This window comes from Legionella impletisoli, from assembly GCF_900639875.1.
Taxonomy (GTDB): domain Bacteria; phylum Pseudomonadota; class Gammaproteobacteria; order Legionellales; family Legionellaceae; genus Legionella_A; species Legionella_A impletisoli.
The window spans coordinates 35,876-56,296 of the sequence record NZ_CAAAIA010000007.1 but is presented as its reverse complement, the minus strand read 5'-3'; the positions used below and the strand labels follow the sequence as shown (position 1 = coordinate 56,296).

The window sequence follows — 20,421 nt, the reverse complement described above, 5'->3', positions numbered from 1 at the left end:
GTATTCCTTAAAGATTCATCATGTAACGACCGGTATCAAGCATTCGGTTCGAAAAGCCCCATTCGTTATCATACCAGGCAACCACTTTTATCAAATTACCCAAAACTTTGGTTTGTGTGGTGTCAAAAATGGCGGAAGCGGGAACATGATTGAAATCACAAGAGACTAAAGGTTCTTCATTAATGAGTAAAATGTCACTCTTAGCGGCGCGCATAATTTCATTGACTTCTTCTTTGGTGGCAGACTTTTTGGCTGTAAAGGTAAAATCAATCACCGAAACATTCATGGTTGGAACGCGCATGGCAAATCCATCCAGCTTTCCAGAAAGCTCCGGCAATACCAGCCCAACGGCTGCGGCAGCTCCTGTTTTGGTCGGAATAATTGAATGTGCTGCTGCGCGAGCACGGTGTAAATCAGAATGGCTGCCATCCAAAAGCATTTGATCTTTTGTATAGGCATGCACGGTGTTTAATAAGCCGTATTCGATTTCCAAGGCTTCATGAAGTGGTTTTACTACGGGTGCTAAACAGTTGGTGGTGCAGGAGGCATTTGAAACAACTAAGTCGGAAGCACGAATCGTGTGATGGTTGACTCCATATACAATCGTGGCTTCCGCTTCTTTGCCAGGAGCAGAAATCAATACTTTTTTTGCTCCGGCCTGGATGTGTTTCATCGCAGCTTCATGTTTTGTGAATAAGCCTGTGCATTCCATAACGAGATCAACCTCTAACTCAGCCCAAGGTAGATTTTCAGGATTGCGCTCATTCGTAATTAAAATGGGATGCCCATCAACCACCATTTTATCTCCTTCTACAGCCACGGTACTTTGAAAACGCCCGTGAGTGGAGTCGTAACGTGTCAAATGGGCCGTGGTTTCAATCCCAGAAAGATCATTAATCGCAACCACATTAAAATCATTGAGACGGTTATACTCAAAAATAGCCCTTAAAACGCAGCGACCGATGCGTCCATAACCATTAATTGCTACACGAATTGTCATTGTCTATTCTCCGAATATCGATGCTTTAAAGGTTTAAAGCGGATTTTTATAATTCATGGCCTTTTGTTGATGAGCCAAAAGTGCCATTTTGCCCTGACTCAATTAAGAAGTCGATGAATCGCCGTCACGATAGCGTCTACTGTGATTCCCATATCTTGAAACACATCACTGGCAGGGGCTGAGCGGCCGAACTGTTGTAGCCCAATGATTTCGCCATCAAGTCCCGTAAACTGATACCAAAACTGAGAAGCGGCTGCTTCAATAGCAATGCGTTTGCGAACAGAGGAAGGTAGGACTTGCTCTTGATAGTGCTTATCTGATTTTAAAAACCGTTCAACACAAGGCATAGAAACCACCCTCACTTGAACACCTGCTTTCATAACCTCACTGGCTGCTTTTAAAGCAAGTTCTATTTCGGAGCCTGTTGCTATTAAAATGATTTCAGGACATCCTTCGCTATCACGAAGAATGTAGCCACCTTGTTTTATCTTCTCGATCTGGGAGTCCTTTATGGGGGAGACGGGTAAGTTTTGTCTTGAAAGCAAAAGACATGAGGGGCCGTTATGATGCTCAATCGATTGCTGCCAAGCAACGGCCGTTTCAGTTAAGTCAGCCGGACGCCAGACTTCGAGATCAGGTGTCATACGTAACATCGCTGCATGTTCAATGGGCTGATGGGTAGGCCCATCTTCACCCAAACCAATGGAGTCGTGCGTCAGCACATAAATGACACGTTGTCTCATTAATGCGCTTAGTCGGATTGCGTTACGAGCATAATCTGAAAAAACTAAAAAAGTACCGCCATATGGGATAAACCCACCATGAACGGCTATACCATTCATGATAGCCGCCATACCAAACTCTCGAACGCCATAATAAAGATAATTTCCAGAGAAATCTCCCTGATTAATGGCTTTTGAACCTGACCAGTTCGTATTGTTCGAGCCCGTTAAATCTGCTGATCCGCCAAATAATTCGGGTAAAAGGGGAGCAAAGTGCTCTAAACAAAGCTGAGAGGCTTTGCGAGTTGCAATGGGTTTTTCATGACTTAAACATTCATGAATGAATGCACTAGATTGCTGAGGCCAAGCATCGGGTAAATCGCCATTAATACGACGTAAAAACTCATAATAGGTATTGGGATCTTGTTTTTTATAGGCTTCGCAACGATTTAACCAGTCTTGTTCCAGTTGCTTGCCTTCTTCGACGTGATTCCATTGGGCATATAAATGGTCTGGGATTTCAAAAGGAGGGTAGTTCCAGTTATATTTTTCACGAATTTGAGCGATGTCTTTCTCACCCAAAGGCGCGCCATGAACTTTCTCACTGCCAGCCATTTCAGATCCCAGTCCTATTATGGTTTTGCAGATAATAAGAGTTGGCTTCGTTTGCTCATGACGTGCAGCAACAATGGCTTTCTCAATCGCCTCATAATCATGTCCATCTACCGCTTCAATCACATGCCAATGATAGGCTCGAAAACGAGCGGCGGTGTCATCAGCAAACCAAGCATCCACCTCACCATCGATTGAAATTCCGTTATCATCATAAAATACAATTAATTTTCCTAACCCAAGCTTTCCGGCTAATGAACAAACTTCATGGGAAATTCCTTCCATCATGCAGCCATCTCCGGCGAATGCGTAGGTAAAATGGTCTACCAATGCTATTTCTTCCCGATTAAATTCAGCTGCTAATATTTTCTCAGCAATTGCCATGCCCACTGCATTCGCCAGCCCTTGTCCAAGGGGGCCTGTCGTGGTTTCAACGCCTGGTGTTTCAGTACTTTCTGGATGCCCCGGTGTTTTGGAATGTAATTGACGGAAGTGTTTAAGCTCATCAATGCTTAGATTGTAGCCAGTTAGGTGTAATAATGCATATTGAAGCATGGAGCCATGACCATTGGATAAAACAAATCGATCACGATTAAACCAATGAGGATTCTTGGGATTGTAGGATAAGAATTTTTTCCATAAAACGGTTGCTATGTCAGCCATGCCAAGTGGCATACCGGGATGTCCAGACTGTGCTCTTTCCACGGCATCGATGCTTAAAAATCGTATGGCAAGTGATAATTCTTTCAACGTACTCATGCTGGTGACCGGAATAACCATAGGGGGAACTATTGTCGCTCAGAAGCATGCGTTCGGCAAGTTAGATAAGAACAACGCATGTTTAGCAAAAAAATTTCACTCATTGTTCTAATTAGTGCATAATGTCAATATTTTTATCCGAACCATCATTGCTATGGCCCTGATTTTCGAGCGCATTAATCAACCTGAACTAATGCTCCCTGAGCGAGTAAGTAGGGGTTCGAATGTCTGGGTATTCTCCGAGAATCTTGCTGAGAAAAAAATTGAATTTTTTAAAATAGCTGTTAGAAATTATGCTGTTTTAAATTTGGAATATAATCTCTTCTGTACGCAGCTGGCCCATGATCTTGTCCATCAGCATGATCCAATAATCCGCTGCCGACAAGTCGAGACGGCTCTAGCTTTAGCAGAACTTCTGCTCATTTTAAATCGTGATTATTTGGATGTTCCACGTGAAATCTTACGATTGCAACAAGAGCAGGCTTTGTATCAAGCGTTTCTTAAGCAATATGGCTATCAATTTAAAGCTCTTTCTCTAACGCCTAGCAAAACGCCAGATTGGGGTATTGACCGTCGAGCGCACGATACCACGGTTGAGTTAAATTGGCTGCGTTTAATGACGATACGTTCCCGTCGATTGCTGGTTTCGCTGGCCCCATTAACTGGCGAGTTATCCTCGTATCGCGCATGGATAGCCCAAATTGATCGTTATTTTAATCCTTTTTTGCTGCATTTGGCCTGGATTTTTTTTACTCCAAGACTACTGGTCAATTTAACGATGACATTGAAACACGTTATTCCTGGTTTTTGGATGAGTGAAAAGGAAAAAACCTTAGGTTGGCAAGTAAGGCTTTCAGCACAATGGCATAAGCGCTGGTTTGAATTTGCAAATGATATAGCTTGGTTAGTTTCTGGTTTGATTAATTGTTTTATATTAACGGGTGTTTTAGCACCTTTTGCTATTTATGTGTCAGTCGCACTGCAAGCATATGATGTGGTTATGGCTAGTCTTCGGATGGTGGATGAATCATCACGCCTAAAAAAACTTTACAATCAATATGAATTGCTCCTTAAAGCCGACGGCATATCCGACGATGAGCAGAAAGAAATAAAGGCTTATCTAAATCAGTTACAGCAAAAAATATCTAACGAGCAAAAAAGACTATGGCTAGGTGTGATCAACACGAGTGTTTTGTTGTTAGCAATTACCTTTGCGATACCCGCTTTCGCATTTAATCCAATTATCCCTATTTTGGGCGCAGCAATAGCCGTTTCCATGACGATTGCTTGTTATATAGCAACGAAAGCCCTAGAAAATAACAAACCTCACATGGATACTAATCCTTTAATGCGCAATCTATCCTTACTCACTCAGCATGGTTTTTTTTCCTCGTCCCCAAAAGAGCCAATGTGTATTTTAACTTCTGAACCATCCCCAAGAATTGCCAACCCTACACCATCTGATCACACGCTTTAATCCACTCTTCTAAGGCGCTAAACTTAAATCGTGATATTCTATACCTATGACCAATAAAAATGCGTTTTTTACTATCCAATCCTGAGGTTTTTATGTCCAAAGATTCATTGCCACAATTTAATCAAGTCGATATTGACCAGTTTAACGAAGCACTTGAACGTTTATTGCAACATAATTTAAAAGAAATTAATGCATTGCTGGAACAGAAAGTCTCTTATACCTGGGACAACTTGATGGAGCCTTTGGAAGAGATGGATGATAAGCTCGAGCGGTTTTGGTCTCCATTGGCTCATCTTCATGCTGTGGTAAACTCGAAAGAATTGCGTGCTTGCTATCAAGCCTGTTTGCCAAAATTATCTGCCTACGAGTCAGCTATCGGCCACAATAAAGCGTTATACGAAGCAATTAAATCCATCCCGCAAAAATCCTTGAATAAAATTCAAGCTAAAATCATCAGCGATACTGTGCGAGATTTTGAGCTTTCTGGCGTTGCCTTAGTCGATGAGAAAAAAGCCGAATTTGAGAAGATTCAGGCTCGGCTTTCTGAACTATCCAATCAATTTGAAAATAATGTTTTAGATGCAACTCAAGCGTATGAACTTCATATTGAAGAGGAGTCACGCGTTTCAGGCCTTCCTGAGCATGCCTTGCATGCCGCTAAAGTCCTAGCTGAAGAAAAAGGGCTTAAAGGTTGGGTATTTAATCTTGAAATACCTTGCTATCTTGCCGTGGCAACTTATGCCGACGATCGCCAATTACGGAAAGAATTATATACGGCATTCATAACTAGAGCATCTGATGCGGGGCCCAATAGCGGTCAATTCGATAACACGCCTGTTATGGAAGAAATCCTTTCCTTAAGACATCAGAAAGCTCAATTATTAGGATTTAATGATTTTGCAGAATTATCGCTTGCCACCAAAATGGCTGAATCTCCCAAACAAGTCACGGATTTTTTGCATGATTTAAATCAACGTGCGCACGCACAAGCGCAACATGAGTTTGAGGATTTAAACGATTTTGCTCAAAAAAACCTCCAACTGGATGAACTAAATCCCTGGGATATAGCCTATGCATCCGAGAAAAAACAACATGCCGAACATGCCATTTCACAAGAGACTTTAAGACCTTATTTTCCCTTACCTAAGGTCATGGAAGGTTTATTTTCCATTATCGATAAACTCTATGGCATGCGTGTAGTAGAGCTAAGTGATGTCGATACTTGGCATCGGGATGTGACTTGTTATCAAGTCGTGGATAGAAACGATGAAGTGCGAGGATATCTCTACTGTGACTTATTTGCTCGACCTAATAAACGCGGTGGTGCTTGGATGGATTCCATGCAAAGTCGTAGAAAGCGAACAGATGGTTCTATTCAGCGCCCCATTGCCACACTCACCTGCAATTTTGCAAAAGCTATGGCTGGTAAACCAGCCGCTTTATCTCATGATGAAGTGTTGACGTTATTTCACGAAATGGGACATTGCTTGCATCATGTCTTAACTCAGGTCGATTACGTCAGTGCATCGGGCATTAATGGGGTTGAGTGGGATGCGGTTGAATTGCCGAGTCAGTTTTTTGAAAATTGGTGCTGGGAAGAAGAAAGCTTACTCCCTTTAACATCGCACATCGACACCGAGGAGCCCTTGCCCAAAGCGCTTTTCCAGAAACTGCTGGCTGCTAAAAATTTCCAATCGGCCATGGCCATGGTGAGGCAGCTTGAATTTTCTTTATTTGATTTTAGAATCCATCTTGAATACGAGCCACAAAAACAGGGATTTATTCCTGCGATATTGGCACAAGTCAGGAAAGAAACAGCGGTCGTACCCATTGTGCCGTATAACCGGTTTCAACATAGCTTTAGTCATATTTTTGGTGGAGGCTATGCCGCAGGCTACTATAGTTACAAATGGGCCGAAGTGTTATCCAGTGATGCCTTTTCACGTTTTGAAGAAGAAGGAATTTTTAATTCAGAAACAGGGCGAGACTTTCTTCATTGCATTTTAGAAGCCGGGGGCGCACAAAAGGCAGAGCAAGCTTTCGAAGCCTTCCGCGGACGCGAGGCTCGGGTTGATGCCTTACTGAGACATAATGGCATTAAATAAACCAGCTGAGGTCAAACACTCTTTGGACCTTTTTGATAGCGGTCTTCTTTTTGCTCTTTACGAGCATCTTCAACTCGTTTTTTACTCCCATTAGATAAAAAACGAAACGCATCGGTTTCCACCCAGGAGCGGTGGGAACCGCGCAATTTTTTATTTTCTTCCTCTTTTTGAAGGCCATTAACTACTTCAACCCATTCAGAGGGTTTATTTTGTGCTGGCATGTATTCAACAAATAATTGGTCTTTGATGGGGCAGGACTCTGTGACAGTTAAAGAAAAATTATGTTTTTCATCAACGAATTTCCCCTTAGAGCTTGCTGCGGCAATCTCATGTAAATAAAACGGTTTATCCAGGTATTCAAAATAAGGATAACCTCGTTCATCGGTCTTAAGCGAATTTACGCCACTTGGTAATTCAATGTATTTCATAAAAGACTCTAGAAATTAGTTTGATTTAATTTCATTATAGGATCAAATAAGCCTAATTTTAAATGTGATACCATGTCTGATGCACTCTATAACATTCCATTAACTACGATTAATGGCGAATCGACCACGTTAGCACCTTATAAAGGACAAATCTTATTAATTGTAAATGTTGCTAGTCGCTGCGGGTTTACTAAGCAATATGCTGAATTAGAGCAACTTTACCAAGATTACAAAGACCAAGGCTTCACCGTTTTAGGATTTCCTAGCAATCAATTTTTATACCAAGAGCCAGGGAGTGAAGCCGAGATTAAGCACTTTGCTGAACAATGTTTTCGCGTAACGTTTCCTTTGTTCGCGAAAATCCAGGTAAGAGGCCCACAACAATCGGCTTTATATGCTTATCTCTCAAAACACATTGAAAAGAAGCGGTGGCCATTTATTCCTTGGAATTTCACTAAAATACTGGTTGATCAACAAGGGCGCATATTAAAACGGTTTCCACCCACTACGGCCTTAGCGAAAATTCGCCGTGAAATTGAGCAATTACTCCAAACGAGGTAGCACTCAAAATTAGCCCCAAAAGCAGGAGCATCTCATTTTTGTGCATGACACGCTTTTTTTGCCTGCTTGCCCTTCTTTATGCAACGCATCCAGTCAATCTTGAATGAAGTTCGGAGCCAGATTACGCCCATAAAGCCCGAACGTAGACATTTTGATTTTATTTGATTTTATACGCGATTTACCCCGATTCGCCTCAAAATTTTTCGCAAAATAAGGCTTTATGTAGTATACTTAAGGTGTACAAACATGGGGGCGACCTGGCTTCGACGTGGGTTGCGAAACCTGATGTGCATGCCGAGAATGAGATCTCTCGTAAATAAGACTCAATTAAATATAAATGCTAACGATGCATACTTTGGAGATGAAGCTATCGCTGCGTAAGCTTTGATAGTGTAGTCCCACCGTGCGCTGCCAAAAACCAGCGCCCCGTTGACCGAGCTTGCTTATCGGTATCGACTCAACGGTCATAGAAGATAAGCTAGCAATTTGAGCCTTCCCGTTTCAAATTGTGAAATTTAGGGAATCGCCGTGTAGAATCCTGTCGGTCGGAGGCTACCCGGTTAACTTAATAGACCTGACTAAGCATGTAGACCTGAAGGCAGAGGATTTGCGGACGCGGGTTCAATTCCCGCCGCCTCCACCAATTTAACAAACCATTCCCGACCACCAAAGACCATCATAAACCCTTGTATATCATGGGGTTAAAGCCAAAATCTTCGTTATTAACGTTGTCTTTCGTAGTTTCCTGTTGGCTCAAAAATCACCCAAAAAATGCCCAAAATTTCTGAAAAAGTACCCAATATCTGCCCAAAAAATTTAGCCAATTTGAAGCCTAAAATATTATTCTTAAAGTATTGGTCGTCGTATTAAATTCCATATGAGAACAATGCTGTCCATAGAGGATTGGATTATAGGGAGGGCCAAGCATTAGATTTTCAAATTTTTCAGGTGCTACATCATTGAGATATTTATACTCTTTAAATAAGTGGTTTGTTTTTTCTAGACCGCTCCTACACCACCCAGAAAACCAATCACTCATTAGCTCAAAAACGTCATTGGATGCTTTTTGGGGAATCGATATCTGCAAGTTTACTCCAGTTGCTTTTAACAAAAAATTTACTAACGATACTCCTTCTGCCGGATCTGCCGTATCATATGAGTCAAAAGCAAACCAGTCAGAAAGTATTTCTCCATTCAAGTTAAATAGTGATTTCAGCATTCGACAGCATTCGATAGTCCATATCAACCTGGCTGCTCTCAATGCAGGCATTTTTATGGTTTTATTTTTTGTTATTTTGAATAATAAATAATTCTTTCCATTCTCCTGTACCTCTTGAGTAACGTTGCTTAAATTTTGAGAAAAGAAATATTGTGCAATATGTGATATATCACTTTCAGTTGAAGAAATACAGTACACTTTAAAATCTATCTCATTAAGATTAGCTAGGACGCTCTTTACAAATTGTTTTCTTATCTCAACTTTTCTTTGACCTCTGGCTTTAGATGACCATTTATGAAATCCTTTATTTGTATTTTGAGGCACTAATTTCTTAATCCAATACAATGCATGCTCACGATTACGAAATGAACAAACACACATTGTGTGGTAATAGTGTGGCTTAAATTCCAAGCATTCTTGCGGGCTTGAGTCCAAGGTATTAAACATTTTTGCTCGTATAACTTTCCTGTATTTACCATTGTATTTATTTTAGTCAGATATCTGGTGACACGTCCAATGCGGTGCACGCAAAGCGCAAACGCGGCATGTGGCTTGATGGTGTACAATGTAAAATAGGACCGGATGGTAACATATGGATCAATTTAGTTGAGGTTGAGAAATGGGTGGAAAACGGAAGCAAGGCAACGAATTGCAGCCTGTGCGCGGGGTAAGCATTCGTGAGTGGGGAACAGGACAGGCCATTCGGATTATATTCAGTTATCGTGGAGTTCAATGTCGGGAAACATTAAAGCTTGAACCCACGAAAGCTAATTTAAAATATGCTGAGCGGCTGCGGGGCGAAATCATTAATGCCATCGCTTTGGGTACTTTTAATTATGCCGATTATTTTCCAGATTCTAAACGCGCCCGACTTTTCGGCCATGTAATCATCAAAGCAACAACCGGCGAGCTGTTGAAAGACTATATGGATATCGCCGAAAAAACCTTGGAAGCAAGTACCTATAATGGGTATAGGAAGGTTTGTGAGGCACATTTATATCCTACCTTTGGAAAAATACCGATCCGCGATCTATCCCCAGTCATTATCCGTAACTGGGTAACTGGATTGAACCTGACCGTCAAAACGATACGTAATATTATAACGCCTCTGCGAAATATGCTGGATCAGACTTTGAATGATGGCATCATTGAACGAAACCCTCTGGATAGACTGGTTCTTTCAAAACTGATTAATAAAAAGACCAGCCAAAGCAATTGGGAAGTTGATCCATTTGATCAAGACGAAATTAAAGCCATATTGAATACAGCCACAGGACAAGCAAGAAATTTATTTCAATTTGCCTTTTTTGCTGGACTTCGCACGTCAGAACTAATCGCGCTGGAATGGGATGATATCGATTGGTTAAAAGGGTTAGTACGTGTTTCTCGTGCAGTAGTCTTAAAACAAGAGAAGGGAACCAAGACAAAATCTGGTGTACGTGATGTTTTGTTGCTTCCACCGGCATTAGAAGCTTTGAAAAATCAAAAGACATTTACCTATCTTGAAGGCAAACGGGTATTCTATAATCCCCGTACCAATACTCCATGGGAAACCGATGGTCAGATTCGCAAAACATGTTGGGCGCATATACTAAAAAAAGCAGGGGTTCGTTATCGTAACCCATATCAAACTCGACATACTTATGCCTCGATGATGCTTTCAGCGGGGGAAAACCCTTTGTGGGTTGCAACCCAGATGGGTCATCGAGATACAGAAATGATCATCAAACATTATGGGCGTTGGATTCCAGATAAATCAACTGTGGCAGGGTATCAGCCAGTCACCGATTGGTCAAAAACGTTAATAGTGAATAGCAACACCTAATATTTGTTTTTATCTCCGATAACTACTAATATATATATATTATTGGAGATTAAAACAAATGACAGTAGAGCAGTTTTTTTATGACCATCCGGTATTTCGATATGAGGAATTTGCTCTATTCAAGTCAGAACACGGAGCAATTAAGTCTACTTCGGTGAATACGGCCTTAACATATTATGCCAAATCTGGCCGTATTAAGCCTATTCGCCGCAAGTTATATGCGGTTGTACCACCAAATCAATCGGTAGATAGTGTATCGGTTGATCCTTACCTTGTGGCAGGCAAAGCGACACAAGATGCTGTTATCGGTTACCATTCTGCTTTGGAATTATTAGGTGTGGCCTATTCTAGCTTTGGCCAGTTAACATATGTCACAGAACAGAAAAGCAAGCCTTTTGAGTTTGTTGGTCATTGGTATCAGTCTGTCGCAGTGCCAAAAGCGTTGCAACAGAAGCAAGCAACTGATATTTGTGTTGACACTATAAACAGGCAAGGTGTGGATATTCGGGTAACCAATCCTGCTCGAACCTTTGTTGATGTCCTTGATCGGGTTGAGCTTTGTGGTGGCTGGGAAGAAGTCTATCGCTCCATAAGTAGTCTTGCTGTATTGAATATTGATCAGGTCATTGATTACTGCTTAATGCTTAATAATTCTCGATTAAATGCAAAAGTGGGATATTTTTTAAGTCAACGCCAAGATGCTTTTGCTGTTACAGAACAGCAGCTATCCCCTTTGCTTGAGGGAAAACCCAAAGTTGCTCAATATATCCCGGGGGCAGCCACAGAGCAATTTCAACTGGTTAAACCTTGGAATATCTATTTGCCCTTATCTGTAATCAATCAATCATGGGAAGAACCTGATGCTGAATTCTAAAGAGCAACTCATGAGTCAGGCGCGGTCTGACGGCTATAAGCCAGAAATTTTAGAAAAAGTATATCGACTGCTTGATGTATTTCAGCAAATCATATCGCTTCCATATCTTAAAGAACGCTTGGTTTTAAAAGGAGGTACCGCACTTAATCTTTTTTGTTTTGAACGTCTACCAAGACTTTCTGTTGATATTGACCTCAATTACATTGGCGCACTTTCCCGAGAAAAGATGCTTGAAGAAAAGCCAATGATCATGGATGCAATTCAGCAAATTATGTTACAAAACCAGTTTGAACGGCATCGTGCACCGATGATGCATGCTGGCGGTAAGATGGTGTGGTTTTATCCCAGCCTGTTAGGGCAGCGTGGTTCTCTTGAAATTGATATCAATTTTATGTATCGACAACCATTATTTCCTGTTCTATTAAAGTCACCCAATATTCAAGAATACAAGCATTTACAAGGCCCTGTGCTGGATATTCATGAACTGGCTGCTGGAAAATTATCTGCGCTATTTGATCGTAGTGCGAGTCGTGATTGGTTTGATGCACATTATTTATTGACGCAAATGCCGCTAGACAAGCCTAAATTAAAACTGGCCTTTGTGACTTACTTAGCCATGACCAAAATCGATTTATCTCATATGGTGCCTGAAAAGATAGATTTTGACTTAACGGATTTGCGCAATCGACTTGTTCCTGTTATGCACCAAATGTCTGTTTCAAGAAACACTCGTGAACTAAAAGAATGGGCGACTGCTAGAATCAATGAGCTCAGAGAACAATTATCCAATATTTTGCCCCTTGAAGAACATGAGCAATTGTTTATTCAGAAAATTAGAAATGAAGGTTTAATTTCACCTGAACTAATTACAAATGACCAGAACATGGTTCAAAAGATCATTAACCACCCAGGGATCAATTGGGCAATTAAGCAAGGACAAAAAGGATTATAAGGCCATTTAAAATTAACCCATAACGTGATGATTAATAAAATACCTATTTATTAATCATTTTTAAGCTCTATAATGATTAATAAAAGATAAGGTTATTAATCATGGCTTGGAACTGGCAATTAAAAAATTGGCCGAATTTTACGTGGGATAAAGACAGTTTAGAAAAATATGAGCACGAATTTATTTTAAGTGCCGGTGTTATTATTGGTTCATCTGAGCACATTTCAAATGAAGATAAACAGGAATTATTTGTACAATTGTTATCTTCTGAGGCAGTGGATACTTCTTTAATAGAGGGCGAGCATTTAAATCGAGATAGTGTTCAGTCATCTATTAAAAAAGAGCTGGGGTTGTCGGTAGATGGTAAAAAATCGACCCCTGCTGAGAGAAGTATTGCGATGATGATGGTTGATTTATACCGCACAATTGATGAGCCATTGACGCATGAAAAATTATGTCATTGGCACAGGTTGTTAATGAAGCATGATCATCGTATAGAGGTAGTTGGGGCATATCGAACGCATGAGGAGCCAATGGAAATTGTATCTGGCCCTGATTATGCAAAGAAAGTCCATTTTGTAGCACCACCATCAAAAACTGTTCCAGATGAAATGAGTCGGTTGATAAAGTGGTTTGAAGATACATCGCCCAATGGAAATAATCCATTACCTTCACTCACAAGAGCGGGTATTGCTCATTTATGGTTTGAAAGTATTCATCCATTTGAAGATGGAAATGGTCGTATTGGTCGAGGCATTGCAGAGAAAATTTTGTCTCAGGGTTATCCGAATATAATGATGACTGTTTTGGCTAAGACCTTATTACAAAAGAGAAAAGAATATTATGACCAGTTAGGGAAGGCAAGTATCACACTGGACATAAACGATTGGTTATTGTGGTTTGCTGAAATCGTGCTCGAAGCACAACAAAATACTAACTCATGGGTTCATTGGATCATTGAGAAGGCCAGATTTATGCGCAAGGCTCAAGGTCAAATCAATGAACGCCAAGAAAAGGTAGTGCTTCGTTTATTTCGAGCAGGCCCAGATGGATTTATTGGTGGTTTGAGTGCAAAAAATTATATGAGTATTACAGGTACTACGATTGCCACCACGACAAGGGACTTACGAGACTTAGTTGAGAAAAACTTGCTCAGAAAAACAGGTGAACGCAAATCAACCCGATATTATTTGAACATCAGTATGCCAGGCAAACAGATTTGAGCAAAAACGTTAAAGATTGATCAAAATGAGTATAATTGTAAAACACTAAGTTCGATTCCCATATGCGGAATCGAACTGAACAAAAACGCAATTGTTAACAAAAAAACTACCCAATATCTGCCCAAAAAAATTGGGCTAAAAATAAAATGCAGCAATATCAATAGATTACAAAAACTTGTCGCGGGTTCGATTCCCGCCGCCTCCACCAATTAACAAAACCATTCCTGACCACCAAAGACCATCACAAACCCTTGTATATCAAGGGGTTAAAGCCAAAATTAATCCATAAATTTCCGTCTGGACCTACTTTGCAGTGTAGCCCATCCAGCCACATACCACGCTTACGTTTACCATGCACGGCATGGGTGGTATCACCGCTTTCTTGACAATATTTTTTGAGCTTTACCCATTTCATAATCAAAACATCCTTCTTTTTTTTATGAAAAATTCTACTCAATGGATTGCACGGATATTATCAACAGATGCATTCGATAACTGTGCAATGTGTTTTAGGGTATAGTGGGTTGAATCTAAGATATACTGGATCATTCCTTTATAAATGATCAGCTTTGAATCATGTTCCATGGCTCGCATTCCTTAACTCCCATCAAACTACAAATAACCTACTGATATTTTTGTAAGTTATGTTAATATTTACTTTTACATCAGTGTAATTAGTTACATAGATGTAAATTATTACATAAATGTAACGAAGTCAAGGCATGTCTACCACTATTTTGAATGAGTCAAGCCAATTGCTATTGGCACAAACATTGAATGAATTGATTGGGCGTGATGAAAAACTATCACCCGCCGCGCTTGCACGAAAACTTGGGATACCAACCAATAAGATCACTCGAATCTTAAATGGTGATGTGACTGATCCGAAAGCTAGCACATTACTGCAAATAGCCAATTATTTTGATATCACCATAGAACAATTACTGGGATTAGAGCCTATTGCTCGGCAGGAAAAAATAGAGCAACAGCAAGCCACAAGGCAATTGCCTATTTTTGAATTCAGCAAGGTAAACCAGTCTAATGCAGCCAAAGAATGGTATCGCTGGGTTGAAAATGAGATTGATGGAGAATATTACGCTCTTGCGATAGATACCGATCTATATGAGCCAACTTTCCCCAAAAATTCAATATTAATTATTAATACAGATATTGAACCGGAAGACCGCTCATATATTCTTATTAAGAAAAAAAATGATCCTTCTTATTGCTCGATAAAAAAATATGTTCTTGAAGGAAATCAAATCTATTTATACCCAATTAACCCCAAATTGCCAGTAGAAATTTTTGACGATCATTTATACACTATTGCAGGTGTAATTTTGGAAGTACACCAGAGGTTGCGCTCGAAAAAATAAGTTGTAGGGAAGTTCTCATGGAAGAAAAAAAATTTACAGGCAGGTTTCTCCGTTTTGTTTACCAGCAAATAGTATTAAGGTTTATCGGGCAAGTCAAGGAACCATACCTTGTCCGCATTGATAGAATTTTTACCCACCCAGACACCAATGAGTTATCAGTAGCTTTCCATATAGCCAATAAACGCGTTAATCAGGTGCAGTCTGTAGCTGATTTTGTAAAGTCAGACATGATTTATCTAATTGATCCACGCATTGTTTTCGACATTGGCCAACAGTTTGGTGCCCATTCTGAAAAGCTCACTATTTTAGATAAAAAACAGCCTGATTTAAAAACCAAATGCATCGCTGGCTTAAAACGGGTGTTTATTGATGAATAACCAATTCAAAGCCAAGTCAAAAACTCCACTACAATTTAAAGTTTTTCATACTTTATTGGGATTTGCGGTCTTTTTCTCCTTGATTACCGTTCCTGCCGAAGCTCAGGTAATCACCTTTTTTGGAATACCACTATCTTCTGAATTGCTCTGGTGGCCGATTGTATTTTTCTCTTTTCAATTAATTCACAGCATCTATGGTTTTTCTTATTTGCGCCATGCTCTATATTTGGTGATTTTATTCCACGCCATCTACATTTTATTTTTAAAATTTGCGATCTGGCTACCTGCTTCTTCATTTTGGCAAATGCAGGAAACATACACTCAAGTTTTAGGCAGGGATTTCTTATATATTTCCTTGAGTTCTTTGTGCTTATGGGCATGCATATTGCTGCCATTAAAATTTATTAATGACACAAAAGAAAATCAGAGAAGGTTACTATTTTTTGCAGGCTTAATGCTCTTTTCACTATTGGACCGTGCCCTATTAAACCCGCATAGTTCAAGCAGGGAGGCACAATTTATCATACCGATATTAATTTATTATTTTCTTAATATTTTTTCCGGCGCATTGTTCCAGTTTATTTCAAGAGTTGAAGGCATTACCCGGCAAAAGGATTTAGCGCTTGATTTATTTAAGTTTCAGATACCTGACATCACTAATGCCATTGACCAAAAATTTAAGTACCACCATATCCTTTTTTGCTCAAGCATTGTTTTCTTTATTGCCTCCAAAACTATGGCGGCAAAATTTATATCCATTGGTTTTCTTACCATTAATGTTGGCGGAATTGTCTTTTCACTGGCTTACCTGACAGCGGATATGATGACTGATGTTTATGGAATTGAGCGCACCAAGCAAATGGTGCTATTTACCATTTTTTGTAATTTGTTACTGGTAGGTGATGTATGGATAACAAACCTGCTGGCGATAGGGGAAAATGATCCGTTTAAATCCATTCTCCATAATCAGGCACGGATGTTTATAGCGTCTGCCACAGCTTTTTCCTAGGGATGACCATTAATTCAACGGTTATTTCCATTATCAAAGCGCGGCAAAGAAAACGCGGGATATCGTTAAAAAAGGAATTTATTACCACCGTCTGGACAAGGATCGCTACCTCATCGGCCTTTGGAATTATAATCGATGTGAGCTTGTTTTCCCTTGTGGCATTTTATGGCATCGTGCCTAGCGAAAAACTGGCAAGCGTGATTATCTTTGAAGATGCCTATAAAATATCCTACGAAATTGTGTTAGCCCCCGTATCTATCCTTTTAATTTACTTACTTAAAGTTAAAGAAAAAGTGGATATTTATGATGAGCTATCTAATTTAAACCCGTTTAGGATCAATACCAGTTATAACAACAGTGCAAACAAATTTGCGGAAAACTATGTTCAACCAAAGCGAAAAAATGATGGAACGCCACATTTATGATTTCATGTCTGCAACCATTGAAGTTGCAGCAGAAAACCCGGCAGCGCCTTATGGCGCGATTATTGTCTATGATGATAAAGACATCCTTGTAAAATCGGTTAATAGCGCACATAACCACCCATTAATGCATGGGGAACTAGCTGTTATTCATGACTTATATAATAACGGGTTTGATGGTGACCGCAGTAAATTAAGTCTTTATACTACAGCGGAACCATGCCCGATGTGTGCTGCGGCAATCTATTGGGCGATGATTCCTAAAGTGATTTATGGTACCTCCATTGCATTTTTGCATGAGTTATTTGGTCGACAGATTCAGGTTGGAGCTGAGGAAGTTTTATCCAAAACACCAGATTTTTATAGCTGTCATTTACTTGGTGGGGTGATGGTAGATGAGTGTAACCAGTTGTTTATTGATGCAAAGAGACTCAGAGATGGTACATAGACACTAAGCCAGTTTTATTTGATTGGAGGGAGCTTTCACATTTATTGATAATTTTCGTTCATTTATTCTACTTAACATAAAATCTGCACATGTTTTTACAAATCCATCGAGATCATCCCAATGCTCTTCTTCATTACCTGTACATATTGATTTGGCTCTTTTCATCACAGGTCGGTATTTCGAAGGTAAGCGTTCAATCACCCAGTCAGCTGCATCTGGCTTGGATCTAATCATATTAGTTTCTATGGTGCTCCAAATTCGTGCGATGGTTAGCAATACATTTCGAGTATCCTCTTCAAGATCAGCTGCCAGTCTATCCACATCGTTGAGCATAGCTTTTATAAAGTCTTGGTATGGGACAGGTACTAACAATTGTTCAGGTTCTTCTCCCCATAATGTATGACTCTTCAATAAGATTTGAGTGATAATCAAAGCGAGGTCTGGCATTTCTCGACTCTGCCATGGTTCGAAATTTCCCATTTCGAAAGATTCGCGCAGCCACTCACCATATTGGAAATCAAAAAGAGGAGGATAATGCCAAGGGTTTACTGCTGCTTTTTCTACAAACGTCATTTCAATGGGTGGCTTGGTGCTTTTCATGTAAATACCAGATATTTGAAGAAGGTGGTTAGTTAGCTCTATTTTTTCTTCTGTTGTGGTGGATCGGTTTGTTATAACAAATAAGTCAATATCACTATATTTTTGTAAACCGCCAACAAGATAAGAACCATAAAGGTAAACACCCAGTAAATCAGCTCCTAAGACATTTGTTAATATTTCTAGGCACGCACTCAGTTGCTGATTCACAACATTGTTATTAAGCATAAAATAATCGACCATTTTTTAATCGTATAAAAATTCTCATCTTTAATGAAATCAACGCCTCTCAAAAGAGGACTCATTACTTATTTATCTTTGTCTCTCATACCTTCAAAGAGGCCATAATAACATTCCTCAATACCTATGAATTTGAAATTACATTTTTCTAGAACTCTTTTGGAAGCAATATTTTCAGGCTCAACAAAGGAGACAATTGTGTCAATATCGAGATGTTGAAATCCCCATTTAACCAGTGCATTTACAACTTCTGTTGCATAATCTTTACTCCAGTATTTTTTATAAAATCGATAACCTATTTCTGGTTGTAAGTCATAATGTCCAATGTGGAATATGCCAGCTTGGCCAATAAATTCCCCGCTATCGCTTAAGAAAACAGAAGCCATGCCATGGCCATGCTTATCTTGATAGGGCAGAATCATTTCCATAAACCTTTCTACTCTGTTGTTTCTGAGTAGTATATCGCTGAACTTCAGGATCGGCACGTAATCGAAGAATATCATGAAAATGACTTTGTTCATTAACGTATTAAATATATTGTCTTTAGGAGAGATGAATACCTTTTGATCCTGTTTCCATACAAAGTCAATTTCCAGATTGCCGATATCTGTAAGTTGCCATTTATTTTCTTTAAATCCCCAAACTTGGTATTTGCCTTCCTCATTTTTTAAAAGATAAGGTTTATTGTCTAGTGTGTTAAGACTCAATTTATCGAATGAATCAATTGACATCAAAGAAAGTTCATAACCTAGACCAAATGCTTGTTCAAAAAGAGGATCATCCATATTCTCTAACCAAGCAGCCATAAACTAGGAAAAATCATCAGCGGTTGTGAGTAGTGAACCAGCGGCATTAATGGGGGGATCGCCTATATAAATTGATGTTGGTTTTCCTAATTCAGTATGAACATCTACAGTATTGTTGTCTTTTTCTAGTTGTGAGGAAAATGTAGTTCTGTTCATTTTTAAAGGACCAAACACATACTCTTGAGCCAAATCCTCCAAATTTTTTTCCATTTTTTTTTCAATGAATATGTTTCACCCAGTTTTGAATTTGGATTAAATGATAATGAAGAAGATATATCTTCCCCTAAATTGGGCAATCCGGTTGTATGTGACAATACGTGTCTAGCCGTTAAATTTTTAGCCTTGTCTGGATATTCATTATCCATCTTGAATCTTTCATATTGCAGGATTTTATGTAATGGCTCATCCAAATCAAGTTGTTTTTCCTTTACAAGTTGCAACACCAAATAAGTAAATACAATTTTGCTGAGGGAGGATGCTGGAAATCTGGTATCACTATTTACATCAGGCTCATTAGAAGATTTAGCGGTTTTCTTGCCAACAGATTGGGATGTGCTTTCAAAATCTTCACACTCCTTTTGGGGTACTACATATCCATAGCTCACAGCCGGAATATGCACCTCGTCACAAATAGCTTGTAATGTGTTGTTAGAATTCAAACCAACCATATATTCACCATTTTCAATCTATACTATAATTATTTATCGGATGGAGTCGGCCCTTTAGACACATCAAAAGGATTGGGAGCCCAGTTATTATCTACTTCTTCTTTTGAACTTTCTTTCGCAATCGATTGAGTTTCTAAATTCACTTGCATAACAGTTTTATCTGTTGGCATTAAATTTTTACTCATCAAGTTAGAAATCAAAGCATCAAATTGCTTCGGATCTGAGTGATTAACCACTAATACCTCATTTGAAACCCTAGCGACAGCACCATCCCTTTGATTAACTTCTACTTTTATATTATCAAACAGTACTTGTAAGTCTTTTTTCTGCTCCGAGTCTAAATTCTTTTTGGGCTCTAACTTAAGAATACATTTAGCCAGATCAAGCTCGATTGAGGCCAATGAGGCATTTTGGTTAAACCCATTAAACGAAAATTTAAAATCATCATTTGATTGCCAATCGGCATTTTTTTCTAAACTTGATGATAAAGCATTTAATTGCACGATATTTGGTTGATTTTCAGGTTTAGAGCTTTCCTGCTTTTCAGCTTTATTTTCAGAGTCAGATCCAGAACCGCCTCCAGCATGGCCTTTGCAAATAGGCAACCCCATTGCTCTACATATTCCGCAGGATGATTGTTTTCCTGTATCATTTAAGTTGCTTAGTTCGGTACTCATATTATTTCCTCCTATTTCACTGGCTAACTAAAAGGCTAAGAAAT

At 39.5% G+C, this 20,421-nt stretch carries 21 protein-coding genes, 1 other RNA gene and 1 pseudogene; 12 read left to right on the top strand and 11 right to left on the bottom strand.

Translation table 11 applies throughout. The features are described 5' to 3' along the window. Positions 1 to 7: 7 nt before the first annotated feature. Together gap and tkt are read right to left on the bottom strand one after the other, a co-directional pair. The gene (gene gap / locus E1O41_RS08430) at positions 8 to 1,000 is read right to left on the bottom strand and encodes a type I glyceraldehyde-3-phosphate dehydrogenase (RefSeq protein ID WP_131776876.1); all 993 of its coding nucleotides are present in this window, start codon (positions 998 to 1,000) and stop codon (positions 8 to 10) included. Between the two features lie 98 nt (positions 1,001 to 1,098). After that, positions 1,099 to 3,093 (bottom strand): transketolase, encoded by a 1,995-nt coding sequence (gene tkt, locus E1O41_RS08425; RefSeq protein ID WP_131776875.1) that lies wholly within the window; start codon positions 3,091 to 3,093, stop codon positions 1,099 to 1,101. Between the two features lie 115 nt (positions 3,094 to 3,208). Here tkt and E1O41_RS08420 point away from each other — a divergent pair, with 115 nt between their 5' ends. Together E1O41_RS08420 and E1O41_RS08415 are read left to right on the top strand one after the other, a co-directional pair. Next, positions 3,209 to 4,570: a hypothetical protein gene (locus E1O41_RS08420; protein ID WP_165481155.1), complete on the top strand. Its 1,362-nt coding sequence runs from the start codon at positions 3,209 to 3,211 to the stop codon at positions 4,568 to 4,570. Between the two features lie 92 nt (positions 4,571 to 4,662). After that, positions 4,663 to 6,675 carry a M3 family metallopeptidase gene (locus tag E1O41_RS08415; RefSeq protein ID WP_131777013.1) on the top strand — a complete coding sequence of 671 codons (2,013 nt, stop codon included), beginning with the start codon at positions 4,663 to 4,665 and terminating at the stop codon, positions 6,673 to 6,675. Between the two features lie 11 nt (positions 6,676 to 6,686). On the opposite strand, the gene E1O41_RS08410 is transcribed toward E1O41_RS08415, so the two are convergent. After that, positions 6,687 to 7,103 (bottom strand): hypothetical protein, encoded by a 417-nt coding sequence (locus tag E1O41_RS08410; protein WP_131776873.1) that lies wholly within the window; start codon positions 7,101 to 7,103, stop codon positions 6,687 to 6,689. A 72-nt stretch (positions 7,104 to 7,175) separates the two neighbouring features. On the opposite strand from E1O41_RS08410, the gene E1O41_RS08405 reads away from it, so the two are divergent. Then, a complete protein-coding gene (locus E1O41_RS08405; protein ID WP_131776872.1) occupies positions 7,176 to 7,664 on the top strand; it encodes a glutathione peroxidase in 489 nt (162 codons plus the stop codon). A 248-nt stretch (positions 7,665 to 7,912) separates the two neighbouring features. Next, positions 7,913 to 8,307: a transfer-messenger RNA gene (gene ssrA, locus E1O41_RS08400) on the top strand. Positions 8,308 to 8,496: 189 nt separating this feature from the next. On the opposite strand, the gene E1O41_RS08395 is transcribed toward ssrA, so the two are convergent. Continuing rightward, on the bottom strand, positions 8,497 to 9,330 hold the full coding sequence (locus tag E1O41_RS08395) for a hypothetical protein (RefSeq protein WP_131776871.1): 834 nt from the start codon (positions 9,328 to 9,330) through the stop codon (positions 8,497 to 8,499). Positions 9,331 to 9,502: 172 nt separating this feature from the next. Between E1O41_RS08395 and E1O41_RS08385 the strand changes: the two genes are divergently transcribed. From E1O41_RS08385 to E1O41_RS08370, 4 genes are all read left to right on the top strand, one after another. Beyond that, entirely contained in the window at positions 9,503 to 10,708 is a 1,206-nt protein-coding gene (locus tag E1O41_RS08385) for a site-specific integrase (RefSeq protein WP_131776870.1), read from the top strand. 58 nt (positions 10,709 to 10,766) lie between these two features. Continuing rightward, entirely contained in the window at positions 10,767 to 11,582 is an 816-nt protein-coding gene (locus E1O41_RS08380) for a type IV toxin-antitoxin system AbiEi family antitoxin domain-containing protein (protein WP_131776869.1), read from the top strand. Then, a complete protein-coding gene (locus E1O41_RS08375; protein WP_131776868.1) occupies positions 11,569 to 12,534 on the top strand; it encodes a nucleotidyl transferase AbiEii/AbiGii toxin family protein in 966 nt (321 codons plus the stop codon). The genes E1O41_RS08380 and E1O41_RS08375 overlap by 14 nt, the downstream gene beginning before the upstream one ends. A gap of 101 nt (positions 12,535 to 12,635) precedes the next feature. Next, positions 12,636 to 13,757, top strand: a complete 1,122-nt coding sequence (locus E1O41_RS08370) for a Fic family protein (RefSeq protein ID WP_131776867.1) — start codon at positions 12,636 to 12,638, stop codon at positions 13,755 to 13,757. A gap of 241 nt (positions 13,758 to 13,998) precedes the next feature. Here the strand turns inward: E1O41_RS08370 and E1O41_RS11770 are convergent, their stop codons facing one another. Beyond that, positions 13,999 to 14,172 (bottom strand): hypothetical protein, encoded by a 174-nt coding sequence (locus E1O41_RS11770; protein WP_165481154.1) that lies wholly within the window; start codon positions 14,170 to 14,172, stop codon positions 13,999 to 14,001. Positions 14,173 to 14,210: 38 nt separating this feature from the next. Continuing rightward, positions 14,211 to 14,342: a hypothetical protein gene (locus E1O41_RS11965; RefSeq protein ID WP_268237665.1), complete on the bottom strand. Its 132-nt coding sequence runs from the start codon at positions 14,340 to 14,342 to the stop codon at positions 14,211 to 14,213. A 137-nt stretch (positions 14,343 to 14,479) separates the two neighbouring features. On the opposite strand from E1O41_RS11965, the gene E1O41_RS08365 reads away from it, so the two are divergent. From E1O41_RS08365 to E1O41_RS08350, 4 genes and pseudogenes are all read left to right on the top strand, one after another. After that, positions 14,480 to 15,133, top strand: a complete 654-nt coding sequence (locus tag E1O41_RS08365; RefSeq protein ID WP_131776866.1) for a helix-turn-helix domain-containing protein — start codon at positions 14,480 to 14,482, stop codon at positions 15,131 to 15,133. A 17-nt stretch (positions 15,134 to 15,150) separates the two neighbouring features. Further along, complete coding sequence (locus E1O41_RS08360) at positions 15,151 to 15,510, top strand: hypothetical protein (RefSeq protein ID WP_131776865.1); 360 nt, start codon at positions 15,151 to 15,153, stop codon at positions 15,508 to 15,510. Then, positions 15,503 to 16,944, top strand: a pseudogene (locus tag E1O41_RS08355) (VUT family protein). The gene E1O41_RS08360 and the pseudogene E1O41_RS08355 overlap by 8 nt, the downstream one beginning before the upstream one ends. Beyond that, positions 16,901 to 17,389 (top strand): nucleoside deaminase, encoded by a 489-nt coding sequence (locus tag E1O41_RS08350; RefSeq protein ID WP_242603899.1) that lies wholly within the window; start codon positions 16,901 to 16,903, stop codon positions 17,387 to 17,389. Before E1O41_RS08355 ends, E1O41_RS08350 begins: the two are co-directional and overlap by 44 nt. A 3-nt stretch (positions 17,390 to 17,392) precedes the next feature. On the opposite strand, the gene E1O41_RS08345 is transcribed toward E1O41_RS08350, so the two are convergent. The 5 genes from E1O41_RS08345 to E1O41_RS08330 form a co-directional block, all read right to left on the bottom strand. Then, a complete protein-coding gene (locus E1O41_RS08345; RefSeq protein ID WP_229669360.1) occupies positions 17,393 to 18,229 on the bottom strand; it encodes an aminoglycoside adenylyltransferase family protein in 837 nt (278 codons plus the stop codon). A 65-nt stretch (positions 18,230 to 18,294) separates the two neighbouring features. Continuing rightward, positions 18,295 to 19,032 (bottom strand): GNAT family N-acetyltransferase, encoded by a 738-nt coding sequence (locus E1O41_RS08340; protein WP_131776864.1) that lies wholly within the window; start codon positions 19,030 to 19,032, stop codon positions 18,295 to 18,297. Positions 19,033 to 19,035: 3 nt separating this feature from the next. Beyond that, complete coding sequence (locus E1O41_RS11960) at positions 19,036 to 19,188, bottom strand: hypothetical protein (protein ID WP_308423382.1); 153 nt, start codon at positions 19,186 to 19,188, stop codon at positions 19,036 to 19,038. Positions 19,189 to 19,190: 2 nt separating this feature from the next. After that, the gene (locus E1O41_RS08335) at positions 19,191 to 19,700 is read right to left on the bottom strand and encodes a serine hydrolase (protein ID WP_268237667.1); all 510 of its coding nucleotides are present in this window, start codon (positions 19,698 to 19,700) and stop codon (positions 19,191 to 19,193) included. A gap of 29 nt (positions 19,701 to 19,729) precedes the next feature. Further along, positions 19,730 to 20,377 (bottom strand): hypothetical protein, encoded by a 648-nt coding sequence (locus E1O41_RS08330; RefSeq protein WP_131776863.1) that lies wholly within the window; start codon positions 20,375 to 20,377, stop codon positions 19,730 to 19,732. Positions 20,378 to 20,421: the final 44 nt, after the last annotated feature.

What these genes read in the sequence shown, in the direction of transcription:
- gap (WP_131776876.1), bottom strand. Translation starts at nt 1,000, where the DNA reads ATGACAATTCGTGTAGCAATTAATGGTTATGGACGCATCGGTCGCTGC.
- tkt (WP_131776875.1), bottom strand. Translation starts at nt 3,093, where the DNA reads ATGAGTACGTTGAAAGAATTATCACTTGCCATACGATTTTTAAGCATC.
- E1O41_RS08415 (WP_131777013.1), top strand. Translation starts at nt 4,663, where the DNA reads ATGTCCAAAGATTCATTGCCACAATTTAATCAAGTCGATATTGACCAG.
- E1O41_RS08410 (WP_131776873.1), bottom strand. Translation starts at nt 7,103, where the DNA reads ATGAAATACATTGAATTACCAAGTGGCGTAAATTCGCTTAAGACCGAT.
- E1O41_RS08405 (WP_131776872.1), top strand. Translation starts at nt 7,176, where the DNA reads ATGTCTGATGCACTCTATAACATTCCATTAACTACGATTAATGGCGAA.
- E1O41_RS08395 (WP_131776871.1), bottom strand. Translation starts at nt 9,330, where the DNA reads ATGTTTAATACCTTGGACTCAAGCCCGCAAGAATGCTTGGAATTTAAG.
- E1O41_RS08385 (WP_131776870.1), top strand. Translation starts at nt 9,503, where the DNA reads ATGGGTGGAAAACGGAAGCAAGGCAACGAATTGCAGCCTGTGCGCGGG.
- E1O41_RS08380 (WP_131776869.1), top strand. Translation starts at nt 10,767, where the DNA reads ATGACAGTAGAGCAGTTTTTTTATGACCATCCGGTATTTCGATATGAG.
- E1O41_RS08375 (WP_131776868.1), top strand. Translation starts at nt 11,569, where the DNA reads ATGCTGAATTCTAAAGAGCAACTCATGAGTCAGGCGCGGTCTGACGGC.
- E1O41_RS08370 (WP_131776867.1), top strand. Translation starts at nt 12,636, where the DNA reads ATGGCTTGGAACTGGCAATTAAAAAATTGGCCGAATTTTACGTGGGAT.
- E1O41_RS11770 (WP_165481154.1), bottom strand. Translation starts at nt 14,172, where the DNA reads ATGAAATGGGTAAAGCTCAAAAAATATTGTCAAGAAAGCGGTGATACC.
- E1O41_RS11965 (WP_268237665.1), bottom strand. Translation starts at nt 14,342, where the DNA reads ATGGAACATGATTCAAAGCTGATCATTTATAAAGGAATGATCCAGTAT.
- E1O41_RS08365 (WP_131776866.1), top strand. Translation starts at nt 14,480, where the DNA reads ATGTCTACCACTATTTTGAATGAGTCAAGCCAATTGCTATTGGCACAA.
- E1O41_RS08360 (WP_131776865.1), top strand. Translation starts at nt 15,151, where the DNA reads ATGGAAGAAAAAAAATTTACAGGCAGGTTTCTCCGTTTTGTTTACCAG.
- E1O41_RS08350 (WP_242603899.1), top strand. Translation starts at nt 16,901, where the DNA reads ATGTTCAACCAAAGCGAAAAAATGATGGAACGCCACATTTATGATTTC.
- E1O41_RS08345 (WP_229669360.1), bottom strand. Translation starts at nt 18,229, where the DNA reads ATGGTCGATTATTTTATGCTTAATAACAATGTTGTGAATCAGCAACTG.
- E1O41_RS08340 (WP_131776864.1), bottom strand. Translation starts at nt 19,032, where the DNA reads ATGGCTGCTTGGTTAGAGAATATGGATGATCCTCTTTTTGAACAAGCA.
- E1O41_RS11960 (WP_308423382.1), bottom strand. Translation starts at nt 19,188, where the DNA reads ATGAACAGAACTACATTTTCCTCACAACTAGAAAAAGACAACAATACT.
- E1O41_RS08335 (WP_268237667.1), bottom strand. Translation starts at nt 19,700, where the DNA reads ATGGTTGGTTTGAATTCTAACAACACATTACAAGCTATTTGTGACGAG.
- E1O41_RS08330 (WP_131776863.1), bottom strand. Translation starts at nt 20,377, where the DNA reads ATGAGTACCGAACTAAGCAACTTAAATGATACAGGAAAACAATCATCC.